A 16,297-nucleotide genomic window follows, 5' to 3' on the forward strand; every position below is an offset into this window, starting at 1 on the left:
AACCCACGATGCCTATCGGCTTGTCCGGACACCGGCACGATTTGGCACGGGTTTTCAGTTCTGCGCGAGGATGCAGGGCATCATCGCCATGCGTCCGCGTGCGAAGCGGAAACCGTGCTGCGGCGATGTCTGGCGTTCCAGCGTCATGCGTCCGTTGGTGTAGGTTTCGGCGCTACCCGTTTCGCCCGAGAGCCGCGGAAGCAAAATAGCGCTGCCGTCATCAAGGACGACCTCCGCCTGTCCGTCGACCAGGCGAACGCGCAATTGCTCCGTGCCGCAGCGCATGACGATGTGCGAGGGAACGGGCATCGGTGGGGCGGCGCTTCCGGCAGTCCCGCTCTCCCATTCGCCGGTACTTGCGAAGCGGAGCGTGCGGCTGTCGCTGCTGGTCACAGTCAGCTTGCCGTCTGCGCCCACGGATGCCGTGGTCGCCATCTCGAGCAGAGTGCGGAACGTCGCTTCCTGCGCCATAACGGCCTCAGGACACGCCATCTGGGTGCCGATCATGGGCGGATATACCTTAAACGCAGTGCCGTTCAGCGCGTAGCGTGCCGAAAAACTGTTGCAGCCCGAGCGCCCGCCGATACGGTTGTCGACGCCCATTTTAAGCTGAAACCGCGCGCCAGGCGCGGGCGCATCTCCCGCCAGCGTTTCCAGAACCCACATCGCCGGAACGGCGGGTGGCGTCGCAGCTGGGGAAGAAGCCGGACCTGGCGCGTCCTGCCCCGATGTTTCCGCCGTGCAACCCGCCGCCATCATGGCCGCAACGATCCAAAGCCCACACTTCATCACGGCTCTCCTGCCACACCGCCTGTTCATGTCCCGGCTGACCGAGCGAGGAATACCCCTTTTCGGGACGTCGAGGGAGGCTGCATTTGCATTGAGGGCTGGACGACCCCCCGTGATGAGCGCTAAGGCGCTTCCCCCAGCGATGCGGAGCGGTGGCCGAGTGGTCGAAGGCGCTCGCCTGGAAAGTGAGTATACGGCAAAACCGTATCGAGGGTTCGAATCCCTCCCGCTCCGCCACTAAGCCTCTTCTAGAGCGCTCAAAATCCTCGAAAGCATTACGTTTTGGCGCTTCCTGGGCTAAAATTCTCTCTCATACGATCCGTCTAACCGCTCCCAAATCCCATGCTGTGCGGGGCGTTTCTGAGGAGCGCCGATATGAGAGGTGGCCCTGGTGCTGACAAATCTTCAGGTGCGGGAGCCAAGCTCGCAAATAGCGTTCCAGCCATCGCGGCCCTCACCGTTGCGTAAGCGATAACCGGCACGGAGAGCAGGATGAGACGGGCTGAATGGCTAAACTACCGCCCGGGCAAGTCGGCAATGCACGCGGATGTGTTGGATCAATTGAAGTCCCGGCGGGCAAGTCCAGGTAGCAGGTAGAGTTGGCCCAACGCGCGAACGACGAAGAGCAGGCTGAATGCAAGCCAGACGCCGTGATTGCCAAGTGGTGCTGCGAGATGGAGGGCGCCTGCATAGACGGCCATTGCAAACGCCATCGTCAAGACCATCGCACGGGTCCAGCCCGCACCTACGAAGATGCCATCAAAAACGGACACGAAAACACCCAGGATGGCGAGCAGAACCGTCCAGCCGATGTAGGTTGCTGTTGTTGAGATCACGTCCGGATTTGTACTGAAGCCGGCGGCCAGAACACTTCCGGCAAAGAAGTAGATCGTACCAATCACAAGGCCTGTCAGGAATGCCCAAGCGAATGCGGTGCGAACCACAATAACGAAACGACCGCGATCACGCCGACCCTTGGCTTCACCGCATAAGACCTGAGCGGCGCTTTCAAAGCCATCGACGATCAACGACGAGAGCATGAAAATCTGGAACAGGATGCCGTTCGCGGCGAGTACGACCGGTCCTTGTTGGGCGCCGCTGCGTGCGAGAAGCGCCATTGCTGCGGTAAGCAGCAGCGTTCGCAGAAACAGATCGCGATTCAGGCTGAAGAGCTTGCGCAGTGCTTGTCCATCCCAGGTTGAGCGCCAGCGGGCGGCTGCCAGCGCGCGGCTCGCGGCGGGCTCGCGTGCGATGGCTGCGATCAGCAGCGCCAGCTTGAAAAGCTCAGAGCATGCGGTGGCGGTGGCAACGCCCGCTATCCCCCAGCCGGCCCAAAGAACGAACAGAAGGTCGAGCGCGACATGCAGGATGTTGGCGGCGACCTCGATCACAAGAATGACCCTCACGCGCCGCTGCCCGATCAGCCAGCCGGAGAGTGCGCAGCTGAGCAGCCAGGCGGTACCCGCCCAATAGCGAATGTCTATGTAAATGCGTGCGTTCTGGGCAATTTCACCTTTCGCTTCGAGTAGGGCGAGACCCGCACTGACTGCCCATGGACGCACGAGCAAAAGCCCCGCGCCAATCGCCACCGCCACCGCCACGCTTCGGGTGAGAATCTTGGACTGCTCTTCATGATCGCCTTCACCCGCCGCCTGCGCGGTGAGCGCCACCGTGGCGGTACGCAGAAACGCGAACACGATGAGCAGCCCCATCATGAATTTCGCACCGAGTTCGACCGCGCCTTGCGCTGCCGCATCGCCCAGCCGACCGATCACCCACATGTCGGCAAGACCGAAAAGCGCGGTCGCGACATTCGTGAGCATTGCGGGGAGCGCAATGCTCCATACCAGGCGAGAAGGAGACTGCATGGGCAGGCTGGTCGCAAGGTCCGTCGCCTCCGTCAACCGATCTAGGGGCAACAGCGTACGATTTCTGGAAGTGGCGAGACCTCCGGAAAGCCCTGCACGCGATAGGATTTCGGCCTCCTCAGGCCTGGCTTCTGTAATGGTGACAGACGAGAACTAAGTCCAACTCGTCTCAATGCGCGGCGCACACAACACCTAGAAGCTACAGGCGAAATCTCAGTTTATGAAAATCAGTATCAAGAGCGCCTTCAATAATGTGGAAGGCGTATCCAATAATTATAATTGCCGTTTCACGTCGAACTCCATCCACTAAGCGCCGGTTCTGAATGGGCCTTGGCGAATAGCGATGGGAGTGATGCTGATGAGAATTTTACTGGCGGCAATATTTGCGATGTCAGGAGCCCAAGCCCAAGCGCATGAAATCTGGATTGAAAAGGATTCCAGCGGTCCGGCGAGAATATACCTTGGAGAGCCCGACTACCCGACTCCTGAAGGTGGCGACAAGGAGTTCCATCGTCTGCGCGCGCCGCAGGTGTTCCAGACGAACGCCAAGGAGGTGATTCCTGTTGTTCGCCGATCGGATCACCTGGAAGCGAACATATCAGGCAAGGGCGACATTCGGCTGCGCGATGATGATATTTTCGCGCCGGAGATGGGTGAGGACGGGAAATACGCCGCGCGCATCTATTATGCAAAAGCGGGCAGGGCCGAAATTGCCCCTAAGCTTGACTTCGAAGTCGTTCCTTTGGAGCCGGGCGGATCCACCTTTCAGATTCTGTTCCAGGGTAAACCGACGCCCAAAGAGGGGGTGAGAATCATCCGCCCCGACGGATGGCTGAAAAATATCAAGTCTGATCAAAATGCCCAGTTCACGGTGCCGACCGATATCAGCGGTCGTTATCTGCTCTTCGTTGACCACAACGAGGCTGTAAACCGTCAATTGGATGACAAGGCGGTATCCAAGATAACGCATGTCACAACCCTCACATTTGTTCAGCCCTGATGGGCGTGATGGGCATTGTCTGAGAATGCGCGGCTCATGATTGCTCCGTGCGAGGCCGGGTCTCGCCCGGTCGTCCCAAGCGTTTACCTGCGTCGCCCTGAATCGGCGACGCAGGTACTTTCCTGGGCGTTTGCATCTCTCGGGATGGCTTTCATCAGCGATCCGGCGCAGGCGCATGGTCGCGATGCACTGGAATGGAGGCTTGCCAGCACAACGGATGGCTGGGTCGCGCTCTCCAACCCAGTCCGGCGGGACGCTGTCGTGTTCAGCAAAATTGATGCGGAACTGACCGTCAAGGGTGAGGCGTTCGGGCTCGATGGGGTAACAGGGCGGGTAAGTTCCTTTCATGTCCTGGGTCATGGCCCATCCGAGCGCCTTGTCGCCGATGCGCACGGTATCGATAATGCGGAAAGCGATGTGCGGCACCGTCTCCTGGAGGCGTGGGTGGATGCGCGTCTTTCCGGTAACGTCTCGGTACGTTTGGGATTGATGGATCTGAACGCCCAGTTCGATGCCATTGAGGCCGCCGGGCTGTTTTTAAACAGTGGTCATGGCATGGGTAGTGAGTTTGCCGCCAGCGGGGTAAATGGCCCTTCCACGTATCCCGCAACCGGGCTTGGGATAAATGTACGCGGAGAATGGTCGGGGCTGACGGTTCAGGGTGCGGTTTTCGATGGCGCGCCGCGCGGCTTTTCTGATGATGGGAAGTTTCTTGCCATTCGATTGCACAGGGAAGAGGGTGCACTGTTTCTGGGACAGGTCGAATACGACATTGAAGATACTGGAGTGTCGTTTGGCTTTGGCGCCTATCACTATAGCCGCGCCCCTTCATCAGACATAGAAGGTCCATCCCGCACCGGAGGAGGCGCTTATGCAATGACGACCTTCGCGCTCGGTTCAGACACGGCCGCGTGGTTCAGAATAGGGCATGCCAGCGCCTCTGTATCGGATATCCGCCACCAAATCAGTGGAGGTCTTACTCAAAGCGCACCTTTTGGCCGTGACGGAGATATGATCGGTATAGCCCTGAGTTCGATACGTCTGCGCCCCGATGGTCCCGGGCATACGGGATATGGCAGACGGGAGACAAATCTGGAACTCACCTATCGTTATGCGTTCAACGATCGGATCAGCCTGCAACCCGATGTCCAGTATGTTATCCAGCCGGCCTATGACCGGGGCGGGGGCAATGCGTTGGTCGTGGGTGCGCGGCTCCAGATTGTACTCGGAAACGACATATAAAATATCGCCGGCAGGATTTATCGATGTGAAGCGCCTTTTGGTAAAAATACATCGCTATGGGTCGCTTTGTTTCGCCATATTCTGGATTCTGCAGATTCTTTCAGGCGTTCTTCTGGTTTTTTCCCGAGAGTTCGACGATGCAGTTGTCCTCGGCGCTTCGTCTCAACTTGTTTCTGCCGATGCGATGGAGCGGGTGCGCCAGCGCATCGCGCGAGAAGGCGGTAGCGCGGGTGAATATTTCATCAGCGGAGGGTTGGCCGGGCAGGTCGATATTCTCGGCGAAGATAAATCCGGAAAACTCAGGGTCTGGCGCGTCGAAGGCGCGGACGGCCGCATCGAGCGTATAAGTGCATGGTCGGATCCTTGGTGGGATTTGTCGATCGCGCGGGGCGTTCTGCTCTTTCACAAATCACTTCTGGCAGGGCCGACCGGACGGATAATCGTGATTGCGAGCGGCGTGCTGCTGCTCATCAATATGCTTGTAGGTCTGCGTCTGGTCTGGCCGCAGAAGGGGCGTTGGCGGGCAATATTGTTTCCGAAACGCGCTGCCAGTCCAATTGCAAGCTTCTACACTTGGCACCGGTTTCTGGGCGTGTGGATTCTGCCGTTCGGCGTGATCATGACGTTGACGGGTCTGGGGCTTCTTTTCCTTCCATCGCTCCAGAGAGTGACCGGCAGCCCGGCTGAATTGCCAGAACAGTGCGAGGCGATACACGGCGATGTTCAGCAGCATTCTTCCGCGCGAGCGGTAGAGCGCGCAAAGCAGGTGTTCCCGAATGCGGAGACCGTTGTCGTTACCCTGCCTAACCGGAGCAATATTTGCTACACTGTGCAGATGCGGCAACCGGGTGAATGGCGCCGCGCCTTCGGCACAACGCGGGTTTATGTAGATTCCCGCACATATCGCGTCGTCTCGGCCTGGGATGCCGTGGAAGCTCCAGCGTCCGTGAAGGCTGTGACGGCATTGTATACCGTGCACAGCGGAGAATGGGCGGGAATGGCTGGCCGATTATTGGCCGTGGTGATGGGGGCGGGATTCCTGGTGCTTATGCTGATGGGAATACGGCTCTGGTGGTCGCGATACGGGTTGAAGACGCGCGGCTCCGCCAAAGTCGGCGGTCTGCACGCGAACGGCAATTAGACACCGCCTTCCAAAAATTGTCATCGACTAGACCGTCACGACAGGTCCATCATCTCGTAAAGAAAATGGACGCAAAAGCCTGCGTGCGTGGTCTCCGTAAGTGACGGTGGTCTTTGCAAATACAAACTAAAAAGGGGGTTGAAATGAAGTCGTGCAAAAAAATAATATTTCACTGCATTGTTCTTTCATCGGTTTCAATGTCATCGATGGCCAGTGCTCAGACGTCACCGGCAACTTCGGACGTCAATGAAGAAATCGTTGTAAGCGCTGACCGGCGGAACAGCTTTAGTCAGGATTATCTGCAGGCGGGTGCGTTTCGTGATGCCAAGATCATCGACACGCCGCTTACCGTGTCGGTGCTCAGCCGCGAACTTCTCGATGCGCAGCAGGCTGCCAGCATCCTTGACGCGGCGCGCAATACGGCGGGTGTCACGCAGTCGCAGCTCAACGCAACAATCTACAGCAACCTGTCGATCCGCGGCATCGCCGTCGACAACCTGACCAATTATCGATTCAATGGGATTCTGCCGATGATTAACTTCATCGACATGCCCATCGAGAACAAGGACCGCGTTGAAGTTCTGAAAGGTGCGGCGGGCCTCTATTACGGCTTCGCATCACCGTCGGGCATCGTGAACCTGGTGTCCTCGCGTCCGACGCTTGACCCGGTCAACCGCATTGACGTGTCCGGGAACGTGCATGGCGCGTTTGGTGCACACGCGGATATCGGCCGGAAATGGGGCGATGTCGGCCTCCGTATCAACGCTGCAGCCAGTTCGATAGAGAACGGTGTCGAAGACACCAAGGGCCGCCGCTTCTTCACCTCGGCTGCATTCGACTGGGAGCCGGTTGACGGGCTGCTCCTTCAGGTTGATGCGGAATATATCGACAAGTCTGTTACCGAAGCGACGGAACTCGTCCTTCCGGCTGCGGTCAACGGCGTGATCACCGTGCCGCCGCTGCAAAAGGCCTCCAAGAACCTGGGTTCGACCTGGCTTCTGTCCGAAGGATACGAGTATAACCTTCTGGCGCGTGCAAGATACAATATGTCGGCCGACTGGAGTGTGTCGATCGGCGTCGGCGAGTCCTATCTCAAGCGCGACCGTCGATACTCATCCTTCTCGGGCTATGATATTGTCACCGGAAACGGCACGCTTGGCGTCGCCCTGACTCATGGCAACGATTATCGTGCGCGGATTGTTCGTGGCGATGTTGCCGGCGTCATCGAAACTGGCCCGATAAAGCACAATATTCTGATCGGCGTTTCCCACTACGAGCGCGACAGCAATATTCCTGCAGCGACACGTTACACGTTCTCGCAGAATCTCTATGATCCCATCGAAATTCCGGAGCAGCCGACACCGGCGCGGACGATCACCAGCATCTCGCGTGTCAACGAGGATGCGTTTTTCATCTTCAACAGGGCGAGCCTGGATGATTGGCTCAACCTGATCATCGGCTACCGCAAGACCGAATACAAGGATCGCAGCCTCGTTTCCACCTACAAGGCCAGCCCCGATTCCTGGTCCTACGGTGCGCTCGTGAAGCCAATGTCCTGGCTTAGCGTGTATGGGAACTATATCGAAGGTTTGGAGTCGGGCGGGATCGTGCCGCAGATCGCGACAAATGCCGGCGAGGTGTTGCCGGCGGCGCTCAGCAAGCAGCATGAATTCGGCATCAAACTTGAACCAAAAAGGGGATTCCTGATCACGGGTGCCTATTTCGATATCGACAGGGCGTCCTCTTATCTCAATGCCGCCAATCTCTACGTTCAGGACGGTGAAGCCAACTACAAGGGCTTCGAGTTCAGTGCGTCGGGAGAACTCTTGCCCGATCTTTCGCTTTCCGTGAGCGGGGTCCGTCTTGATGCGGAACAGAAGACGGGAAGCGCATCGGTTATCGGCAACAGGATCGAGAATACAGCAAAGTTCAGCGGCTCGATCTTCGCGGAGTATCGCATCGAGGCGCTTGATGGTCTCCGTGCTTCCGCCGGCGTGTTTCGCGTTGGAAGGCGGGCATCGAATGCCGTCAATTCAGCCTTTGTGCCGGGTTATACAACGTTCGATCTGGGCCTTCGTTATGAGAAGGAAATGTACGGACGTCCGGTTTCCTTCCGGGTCTACGGCGAGAACGTAACCGGCAAGAAGTATTGGGCGGCTACAGGTTCGAGCCTGATCCAGCAGGGCTTGCCTCGCAGTGTGAAGTTCTCGGTATCGACGTCCTTCTGATTAAAATGCCGAAACGGGGCGGTCTCTTGTCGATCATGTTCGAGAAGGAGCCGCCCCGATCTTTCCGCATCAATAGCGAGTACCAGGGGTGAGAACGAAATGAAGTACGATGCGATCGTGATAGGTGGTGGCTTCGCTGGAACATCGGCGGCCTACTTTCTGTCACAGGCTGCAAACGTGATGTTGATCGAGGGAGAGACCTCGCTCGGTACGCAGAGCTCAGGGCGCTCGGCCGAACAATTCACGGTTGGCATCGCTGCGGATACGATGCGCGGCCTTGGCGCTGCCAGTCGGTCGTTCTTCGATAACCCGCCGGACGGCTTCTGCGAAGGCCCGTTGCTTTCGCCGCGAGGCTGTCTCACCGTCGGGTCAATGGAGCAGAAAGGGCGTCTCGACGCCCTCGTTGAGCGTCTTGTATCGGTGAAGGCGGAAGCACAGATTCTATCGGGTTCGGAAGCGCTTGGCATGTTTCCATCGCTGCTCCCGGCAGGTGTCGAGTGTGGCGTCTATGAGCCCGGCGCTGCTGATATAGACAGCAACAAGTTGCTGCAGGGCTATGTACGCGGCGCCCGCCTGCACGGCGCCACGATTGAAAGCGGTCAACCCGCAATCAGCATCCGGAAAACCGCAAAGGGGTGGGAAGTCACCACACCGAGCGGGTGTCACGAAGCGGCGGTGCTCGTGAACGCGGCGGGCGCCTGGGTCGACGAGGTTGCCGCCATGGCAGGGATCGAACCCGTGGGCATTATGCCTATGCGCCGCACGGCCTTCACATTTGCTGCGCCGACGGGCGTCCGCGTCGACGACTGGCCGCACATCTTCAAGGTTGGCAGGCAATGGTATCTGAAGCCGGAAGCCGGACGATTCATGGGGAGCCTTGCTGAGGAAGTGCTTACACCGCCAGGCGATGTCTACCCGGATGACATTGATGTGGCGCAGGCGATCGAGAACATTCAGGCCGACACGGATCTGGAGGTCGGGCGTCCGCTGAGCACGTGGGCCGGTCTCAGGAATTTCGTTCGCGATCGCAATCCGCTGTGCGGCGTCCGCGCGTCTGATCCGTCGTTTGTATGGGTGGCGGCTCAGGGCGGTTGCGGTGTGCTGACATCCCCGGCGCTCGGTGCTGCTGCCGCGGCCGCTGCGCTTGGTCAGCCGCTTCCCGAGATCGTCTCCGCTTTCGGCATTACGTCTGCAGATCTCTCTCCGGATCGTCTTTCCCTGAATCACTGATGCTTGTGTTTCAAAGCATCGCGGAATTGCTTCACCAACTACAGGATAGACAATGACCATCTACAAGCCGACTGCCGTACCCCGCACGCGTTACACTTCAGGCAGCGAGTACGAGCGTCAGTACAACTACAGCCGGGCTGTTCTGGTGGGGAACCACTTGATGATTTCCGGCACGACGGGCTACGACTACGCGACCAGCACTCTCGTGGGTACCGCTGAGGCGCAAACGAAGCAGCTCATCAAAAATGTCGAGAATGTTCTGGCACAGGCCGGGGGCACGCTTGCCGACATCGTGCGTGTGCGCATGTATCTGGCCTATGCTGAAGATTACGACGTCATCATGGAGGTGTATGCTCGCGCATTCGAAGGGATCTGCCCGGCGTGCACGACTGTAGAGGCGAAGCTGTTCGACGCTGATATCCGCATCGAAATGGATATGGACGCGATCATCGATGTCCGCTCTTAGCCTCAGTTCTCATACACCGGATGACGTTCTCGCCCGTATCGAAGGGCGATATCCGCCAATTCCAAGCCAGGCCGATGCCATCATCATCGGCGGCGGCATCATGGGTCTCGCGACAGCCTTCTACATGGCCGGAGCCGGTCTCAAGGTTCTGGTGATCGAGAAGGATCGTGTTGCCGGCCAGCAATCGGGTCGCAACTGGGGTTTTGTGCGTACCCAGTATCGGGATCCGGCCGAGATGCCATTGGCTGTTGAAGCACTGCGTCTCTGGCGGGGCCTGGAAGCCGAACTTGGGACGCCTGTTGGCTGGCGGGAAACCGGCTGCCTGTTCGCCGCTTCCAATGAACCGGAATACGAAGCCTTCGCGGCTTGGTTGAAGTCGGTCGACGGGATCGCGCGTTCGTCCCGCCTGCTGAACCGCAGCGAGACCGCAACGCTGTTGCCTGCACTGAAGCAGGGAACGGCGGGCGCTCTTTATACACCCGACGACGGGCAGGCGGAGCCGGGAGAGGCAACGTCCGCCTTCGCAAAAGCCGCGCGGGGGCTGGGCGTTCAAATTCTGGAAGACTGCGGGGCGATCGAAATCGACGTTGCTGGCGGACGCGTGAAGGGTGTTTACACGGAACATGGCAGAATAGCCGCCGACATTGTTGTCTGCGCGGCAGGAGCGGTGTCACACCAGCTGCTGCGCTCGCTGTCCTTGGTGCTGCCGCAGAAAACCGTTCGGAACACGGTATCGTTGACGACCGTGGCGCCCCGGCTGTCCCAGCCATGCTTTTGCGGATTTGGTCTCGGGCTCAGGCAACGCGCTGACGGTTCCTGCATCATCGCTGCAGAGTCCATGTCCGATGTGGATGTCACACTGGGATCGTTCACGAACATCAAATATTTCCTGGGAAGTTTCCTGGCGAATCGCCGGTCGTTCCAGCTGAATGTCGGCCGAGCGCTGCTTGACGATCTGTATGCGCTAATGGTGAGAGGGCGCGACGAACGCAGGGTCGAACCTCGCCGTCCGTTCCTGCCGCCCAACGAGAAGCGCGCGGCCACGATGAAAGCGCTGTTGGGAAAGCTCTTCGAGGGCGCAGACAGTCTTGGGATCGTGAAATCGTGGGCCGGCGCGATCGATGTTCTTCCCGATGCGTTGCCCGTTATCGACGGTACGACGGGCGTGTCGGGGCTGATCGTCGCGACGGGCTTTTCCGGGCACGGCTTTGGCCTTGCGCCGGCGGTCGGGAAAGCCGTGTCGGGTATCGCGCAGGGGCAGGCGCCCTCCCTCGGGCTCGAGGCTTTTCGTCTCGACCGCTTTGCGAAGGGCACGTTCGGCCAGCCCCACGCGCCACTCTGAGGAGATTGTCATGACAGGTTCCAGTCACGCGCACTACGAGGCCATAGCGAGCCGGCTGGTCATGCCTTCGCGCGCACTGATCGGCGGCAGATGGCAATCCGCGACCAAGGGAGAGCTCTTCGAGACGGTCAACCCCGCGACCGGAGAGGTGCTGGCCACTGTTGCTCACTGCAGCGCGGCGGATGTCGACAGCGCTGTGATCGCCGCCCGGCGCAGCGTGCGCGAAGGCGTGTGGTCACGCAGCGCACCTGAGTTTCGGAAGGAAATCCTCCTGCGGCTGGCCGATACCATCGCGCAGCATGCAGAGGAACTCGCCGTTCTTGAAAGCCTCGACAGCGGAAAGCCGATCCGGGACTGCCTGAAGGAGATCGGCGAAGAGGTGCCGAACTGCTTTCGCTGGTATGCAGAACTCATCGACAAGAGTTTCGGCAAGGTCGCGCCGACGGGTGAGCATGTTCTGGCCATGATCGTGAAAGAGCCGGTCGGTGTCGTCGGATTGGTGCTGCCCTGGAACTTCCCGTTGCTGATGGCTGCCTGGAAGATGGCGCCCGCGCTTGCCGCCGGGTGTTCTGTCATCGTCAAGCCCGCGGAACAAACGTCACTGTCCGCGTTGAGGCTCGGTGAACTCGCGGTTGAAGCGGGCATACCGGACGGTGTTCTCAGTATCGTGCCGGGGCTTGGAGAAACCACTGGCGCCGCAATCGGGCGTCATCCGGATATCGACGCCGTTTCCTTCACCGGATCGACGGAAATCGGGCGTGTCTTCCTTCGGTATGCGTCGGATTCCAATCTCAAGACTATCGGACTTGAGATGGGCGGAAAAAGCCCGTTCATCGTTCTGGACGATGCGGAAATTTCGGACGATCTCGTCGAAAGCGCAGTGATGTCGGCCTTCTGGAACGGAGGCCAGAACTGTTCTGCGAACATGCGTCAGATTGTATCCGCGAAGGTTCATGATGATTTCCTGCACGCCGTTGTTGAGCGCGCACGCGGAATCGTGATCGGCCATTCGCTTGATCCTGAAACCGAGATGGGACCGCTTGTGTCGGCGGAACACAAGGAAAACGTGTGCCGTTTCCTCGACATCGGCCGCAAGGAGGGGGCTCGGACCGTTCTGGATCTCGCCGATCAGGGTAGGCGGGGCAGCTATCTCGGGCCAACTGTATTTACGGACCTCTCTCCCGACATGCGGATCGCGGGGGAGGAAATTTTCGGGCCCGTTCTGGGTGTCCTGAAGGTCAACGCCCTCGACGAGGCGATCCGGGTGGCGAATGATTCCGACTACGGCCTGCATGCCACCGTCTACACGCGCGACATTGATGCCGCACTTCATGTTGCCAAACGGCTCGAATGTGGCACGGTAGCCGTCAATGGGTTTACGGAAGGCGATATGAAGACGCCGTTTGGCGGATACAAGCAATCTGGCTCCCTGGCCCGGGACAAGGGAACAGAAGCGCTCGACCAATATCTCCGCAGTAAAACCATATGGATAACGTCAGGTGCCGATCGTCTCGGCTGACAATAACGAGGGAGTGCCGTCATGACCCGCCGTCTTCCGTCAGTCAACGCACTGAAATGCTTCGAGGTCGCGGCGGCACAGATGAGCATTCGCAAGGCGGCGTCGGTTCTGCGCGTCAGTGAGAGTGCGGTAAGCCGGCAGGTGCGGATTCTGGAGCAGCAGTTGAGCGTCACGCTGTTTCACCGCGGGCACAATGGTCTTGAGTTGACTCCGGAGGGCAAAATACTTGCATCCAGTACCAAGGATGCCTTCGATCAGATCGCCAGGACGATCGACAGTTTTCACCGTGATCAGGATGTGGTCGAGCTTCGCGTTCTGCCGACGTTTGCGCTGCGCTGGCTATACCCGCGCCTTCGGGAGTTTCAGGAGCAGTATCCTTTCGTGAAGGTGATGATACACACGCGCTGGCATGACATGATCTCCAGCGACAACGACGCGGAGCTTGGCATTCGCTATGGGCTCGGAAACTGGCGGAACGAGGACGTAACCGAACTCTACGCAGAGCAGCTCGTCCCCATCTGCGCGCCGGGTTACATCTCCGGCGGCGAACTCCGCAGTGCGGAAGATTTGCGGGGCAAGACGTTGCTTCATTCCCAGCCAGACCATCAGGATTGGAAAACCTGGGCCGCGGGCTGGAACGGCGGCGTGATCGACACCGACAACGGGCTGGATTTCGATGTGCTCGACATGGCGCTTCGCGCTGCGGAGGCGGGGTTCGGTATCACGGCGAGCGATCTGCTGCTCGCCCACGACGCCATTCGGGATGAACAGCTGATTATGGCTTCACGTCGTGTCGTAGCGAGTGGCACGTCCTACTATCTGGTCCGTCCCGCAAATCTCAACGCGCGCCGCCAGGTCCGACTGCTCTCCGAATGGATCTGCGACGAGATGAGCTCGGCACGGCAGATGCTTGCCGCGTACAGAAACTGAAGGGGATGACGTCCTTGATTTCACGTCGGCTGCCGGCCGCCATGGCGCTTTGTGGCCTTCTTCTGGGCGCATGTACTGCATCGCAGCCATCCGGCACGAAATCGCAAGACATGATGCAGATTCCGCTCACGTCGGATATTCGCGGTACCAATCCTGGCGTTAATCGCGATGCCAATACCGATACCATCATGATGCATGTTCTTGAAGGGCTGGTTGGCTACCGCGAAGACGGCACGCCCGATCTGCTGCTCGCCGATGCCCTCACGGTTTCTCCCGATGGGAAGCGCTACACGTTCCACCTGCGCGAAGGGCTGGTGTTCCACAACGGTCAGCCCGTCACGTCACGCGAGGTCGTTTGGTCGTGGCGTCGGTATCTCGATCCCAAGACCAACTGGACCTGCCTCGCCGATTTCGATGGGACACGCGGCGCGAAGATCGAGTCTGTGGACGCGATCGACCCCCTGACCGTTTCCTTCACGCTTGATCGCCCCCAACCGCTGTTCCTGACCTTGATGGCGGCAATCAGCTGTGGTGGCGGGGCCGTCCTCCATCCGGATTCGGTGGCCGCCGACGGAAGCTGGCGCGAACCGATCAGCACGGGGCCATACCGGATCTCCAGCTGGGTGCGGGGGCGCTACATCGACATGACAGCCTTTGCCGGATATCGGCCTCTGGAAGGTGAACCCGACGGAAATGTGAGAGGCAAAACCCCGTACGAGCGTCATTTGCGCTGGCTGATCATCCGTGATGCATCGTCTCGCCTGGCTGCGCTCGTGAAAGGGCAGGTCGACGTGATGCCGGAGGTGCCCGCCGCGGAGATGCTGCAGCTTCGGCGGATGAAGGATATCCGCATCGTCGCAGCACCGATGTTGGGCGCCTACGGCATTCTCGTTCAGGACCGGAATCCGCTGCTTGCCGATCTCCGGCTTCGGGAAGCGATCGCCTATTCGATTGACCGGCGCACCTTGGCGCGACTGGTTACCGAAGACACCGCGGATGCCAATCCGTCGATTGTCGCCTCGGCAAGTCCCTTTGGCGTGTCCGCCGACACGGCGGAGGCACTGTTCGATCCCGCCCGCGCGAGAGCGTTGCTGAAGGCCGCGGGCTATCGAGGCCAGCCGATCGTTCTCACAACAAACCGGCGCTACCCCGCCATGTTCAATCAGGCGCTCCTCGTCCAGGCGATGGCGCGGCAGGTTGGGCTCAATATCAAGATCGAGGTTCTCGAGTGGGCGACACAGATGGATCGATGGCGCAGTGGTGATTTCCAGCTGCTGTCTTTTGGTTTTTCCGCCAAGGCAGATGCCGCGCAGAGTTATGAGTCCATCCTCGGCGACCGCGACGCTTCCCCGGGAAAAACATGGGGTGACCCCGAAGCCCGGAGGCTTCTGGCTGAAAGCATGATGACGGCGGATATGGCGGAGCGCCGCAAGATATTCAGCAAGCTGCACAGCGAAATGCTGCACGATGTTCCCTTTATTGGGTTGTTCAGCCCAGCAGATACCAACGCCATACGAGATGGCGTGACGGGGTTCCGTTCGTGGCAATTTGGGCGTGCCCGCTTCTGGGGCGTGCGTCGCAATGGGACACCTGCATCATGATACGCTACGCCATCACCCGGCTGGCGCTGGCCTTGCCGACGATCGTCATTGCGCTGTTTCTGATCTTTGCGCTCATCCGGCTCATCCCCGGTGATCCCGCGCAGCTCATTCTGGGTGAGACGGATGACCCCGCGGCGCTCGCCCGCATTCGTGCGGAGCTGGCGCTCGATCAGCCGCTCGCCGTGCAGTTCTATCACTGGGTGACAGCGCTGGGGCAGGGGGATTTCGGGAAATCCATTTCGATGGAAAGCCCGGTTCTCGACCTTCTCGTGCCGGCCATGGGCGTAACCGCGTCCCTTGTGATCCCGGCGGTCGTGCTTGCCGCGATCATGGCTGTGCCGCTCGGCATGTTCGCCGCGTGGCGTCAGAACACCCGCACGGACACAGTCGTGGTCGCGCTCGCAACCGTCTCCCTGTCCATTCCAAGCTTCTGGCTGGGGTTGATGATGCTGCTTCTCTTCGGTGTTCAGCTCGATATTTTCCCCGTGGTTGGATACATCTCGCTGACTGAAGATTTTACGCAGGGGCTGCATTATCTCGTGCTTCCCGTGCTCACGCTTGCGTTGATCGAGGCCGGTGTGCTGGTGCGTTTGGCGCGCGCCAGCACGATTGAAGTCCTGCAGCTCGAATATGTTGCTCATGCGCGGGCCAAGGGGCTTTCGGAATCGGCTGTCGCCTGCCGTCATGTGCTGCCAAATGTGATCGGGCCGACTTGGATCATGATCGGGCTTGTACTCGGCGGCCTTCTCGGCGGCGCCGTTGTCATCGAGACGGTGTTTTCGTTGCCGGGCCTCGGACGCCTCATGGTCGAAGCCGTGTTCGCGCGTGATTACCCCGTCGTTCAAGGCTGTATGGTGATTGTGATGCTCTGCTATGTCGGCGTCAATTTGATGATCGAGCTTACCGCTCCTGTCTTATGTCCGGCGCTTCGCTATGACTAA

General features: G+C 59.4%; 13 protein-coding genes and 1 tRNA gene. 12 read left to right on the forward strand and 2 right to left on the reverse strand.

Going from position 1 to position 16,297, the window contains the following annotated elements; all coding sequences use genetic code 11:
- Positions 1–54 precede the first annotated feature (54 nt).
- Positions 55–789, reverse strand: coding sequence for an META domain-containing protein (locus DFR51_RS02935; protein ID WP_160119126.1), 735 nt, complete (start codon positions 787–789; stop codon positions 55–57).
- A gap of 146 nt (positions 790–935) precedes the next feature.
- On the opposite strand from DFR51_RS02935, the gene DFR51_RS02940 reads away from it, so the two are divergent.
- Positions 936–1,026 (forward strand) — tRNA-Ser (locus DFR51_RS02940).
- Between the two features lie 320 nt (positions 1,027–1,346).
- On the opposite strand, the gene DFR51_RS02945 is transcribed toward DFR51_RS02940, so the two are convergent.
- On the reverse strand, positions 1,347–2,612 hold the full coding sequence (locus DFR51_RS02945) for an MATE family efflux transporter (RefSeq protein WP_121047541.1): 1,266 nt from the start codon (positions 2,610–2,612) through the stop codon (positions 1,347–1,349).
- Between the two features lie 403 nt (positions 2,613–3,015).
- Here DFR51_RS02945 and DFR51_RS02950 point away from each other — a divergent pair, with 403 nt between their 5' ends.
- The 11 genes from DFR51_RS02950 (at position 3,016) to DFR51_RS03005 (ending at position 16,297) form a co-directional block, all read left to right on the forward strand.
- The gene (locus tag DFR51_RS02950; RefSeq protein WP_147423391.1) at positions 3,016–3,657 is read left to right on the forward strand and encodes a DUF4198 domain-containing protein; all 642 of its coding nucleotides are present in this window, start codon (positions 3,016–3,018) and stop codon (positions 3,655–3,657) included.
- Between the two features lie 144 nt (positions 3,658–3,801).
- A complete protein-coding gene (locus tag DFR51_RS02955) occupies positions 3,802–4,899 on the forward strand; it encodes a carbohydrate porin (RefSeq protein ID WP_160119127.1) in 1,098 nt (365 codons plus the stop codon).
- A gap of 25 nt (positions 4,900–4,924) precedes the next feature.
- The gene (locus tag DFR51_RS02960) at positions 4,925–6,040 is read left to right on the forward strand and encodes a PepSY-associated TM helix domain-containing protein (RefSeq protein ID WP_160119128.1); all 1,116 of its coding nucleotides are present in this window, start codon (positions 4,925–4,927) and stop codon (positions 6,038–6,040) included.
- A gap of 143 nt (positions 6,041–6,183) precedes the next feature.
- Positions 6,184–8,268, forward strand: a complete 2,085-nt coding sequence (locus tag DFR51_RS02965) for a TonB-dependent siderophore receptor (protein ID WP_121047545.1) — start codon at positions 6,184–6,186, stop codon at positions 8,266–8,268.
- 99 nt (positions 8,269–8,367) lie between these two features.
- A complete protein-coding gene (locus DFR51_RS02970) occupies positions 8,368–9,498 on the forward strand; it encodes an NAD(P)/FAD-dependent oxidoreductase (protein ID WP_121047546.1) in 1,131 nt (376 codons plus the stop codon).
- Positions 9,499–9,550: 52 nt separating this feature from the next.
- Positions 9,551–9,964, forward strand: coding sequence for a Rid family hydrolase (locus tag DFR51_RS02975; protein ID WP_121047547.1), 414 nt, complete (start codon positions 9,551–9,553; stop codon positions 9,962–9,964).
- Positions 9,951–11,306, forward strand: coding sequence for an NAD(P)/FAD-dependent oxidoreductase (locus DFR51_RS02980; RefSeq protein WP_121047548.1), 1,356 nt, complete (start codon positions 9,951–9,953; stop codon positions 11,304–11,306). The genes DFR51_RS02975 and DFR51_RS02980 overlap by 14 nt, the downstream gene beginning before the upstream one ends.
- A gap of 61 nt (positions 11,307–11,367) precedes the next feature.
- Positions 11,368–12,825: an aldehyde dehydrogenase gene (locus tag DFR51_RS02985; RefSeq protein ID WP_197723702.1), complete on the forward strand. Its 1,458-nt coding sequence runs from the start codon at positions 11,368–11,370 to the stop codon at positions 12,823–12,825.
- A 21-nt stretch (positions 12,826–12,846) separates the two neighbouring features.
- A complete protein-coding gene (locus DFR51_RS18690; RefSeq protein WP_126494590.1) occupies positions 12,847–13,755 on the forward strand; it encodes a LysR substrate-binding domain-containing protein in 909 nt (302 codons plus the stop codon).
- The gene (locus DFR51_RS03000; RefSeq protein WP_121047551.1) at positions 13,698–15,356 is read left to right on the forward strand and encodes an ABC transporter substrate-binding protein; all 1,659 of its coding nucleotides are present in this window, start codon (positions 13,698–13,700) and stop codon (positions 15,354–15,356) included. The genes DFR51_RS18690 and DFR51_RS03000 overlap by 58 nt, the downstream gene beginning before the upstream one ends.
- Complete coding sequence (locus DFR51_RS03005) at positions 15,353–16,297, forward strand: ABC transporter permease (protein WP_121047552.1); 945 nt, start codon at positions 15,353–15,355, stop codon at positions 16,295–16,297. Before DFR51_RS03000 ends, DFR51_RS03005 begins: the two co-directional genes overlap by 4 nt.

This window comes from Sphingosinicella microcystinivorans, from assembly GCF_003634215.1.
Taxonomy (GTDB): Bacteria; Pseudomonadota; Alphaproteobacteria; order Sphingomonadales; family Sphingomonadaceae; genus Sphingosinicella; species Sphingosinicella microcystinivorans.

Coding starts and splice junctions, on each gene's coding strand:
- DFR51_RS02965 (WP_121047545.1), top strand. CDS start 6,184: ATGAAGTCGTGCAAAAAAATAATATTTCACTGCATTGTTCTTTCATCG.
- DFR51_RS03000 (WP_121047551.1), top strand. CDS start 13,698: ATGGATCTGCGACGAGATGAGCTCGGCACGGCAGATGCTTGCCGCGTA.
- DFR51_RS02975 (WP_121047547.1), top strand. CDS start 9,551: ATGACCATCTACAAGCCGACTGCCGTACCCCGCACGCGTTACACTTCA.
- DFR51_RS18690 (WP_126494590.1), top strand. CDS start 12,847: ATGACCCGCCGTCTTCCGTCAGTCAACGCACTGAAATGCTTCGAGGTC.
- DFR51_RS02935 (WP_160119126.1), bottom strand. CDS start 789: ATGAAGTGTGGGCTTTGGATCGTTGCGGCCATGATGGCGGCGGGTTGC.
- DFR51_RS03005 (WP_121047552.1), top strand. CDS start 15,353: ATGATACGCTACGCCATCACCCGGCTGGCGCTGGCCTTGCCGACGATC.
- DFR51_RS02945 (WP_121047541.1), bottom strand. CDS start 2,612: ATGCTCACGAATGTCGCGACCGCGCTTTTCGGTCTTGCCGACATGTGG.
- DFR51_RS02980 (WP_121047548.1), top strand. CDS start 9,951: ATGTCCGCTCTTAGCCTCAGTTCTCATACACCGGATGACGTTCTCGCC.
- DFR51_RS02970 (WP_121047546.1), top strand. CDS start 8,368: ATGAAGTACGATGCGATCGTGATAGGTGGTGGCTTCGCTGGAACATCG.
- DFR51_RS02950 (WP_147423391.1), top strand. CDS start 3,016: ATGAGAATTTTACTGGCGGCAATATTTGCGATGTCAGGAGCCCAAGCC.
- DFR51_RS02955 (WP_160119127.1), top strand. CDS start 3,802: ATGGCTTTCATCAGCGATCCGGCGCAGGCGCATGGTCGCGATGCACTG.
- DFR51_RS02985 (WP_197723702.1), top strand. CDS start 11,368: ATGCCTTCGCGCGCACTGATCGGCGGCAGATGGCAATCCGCGACCAAG.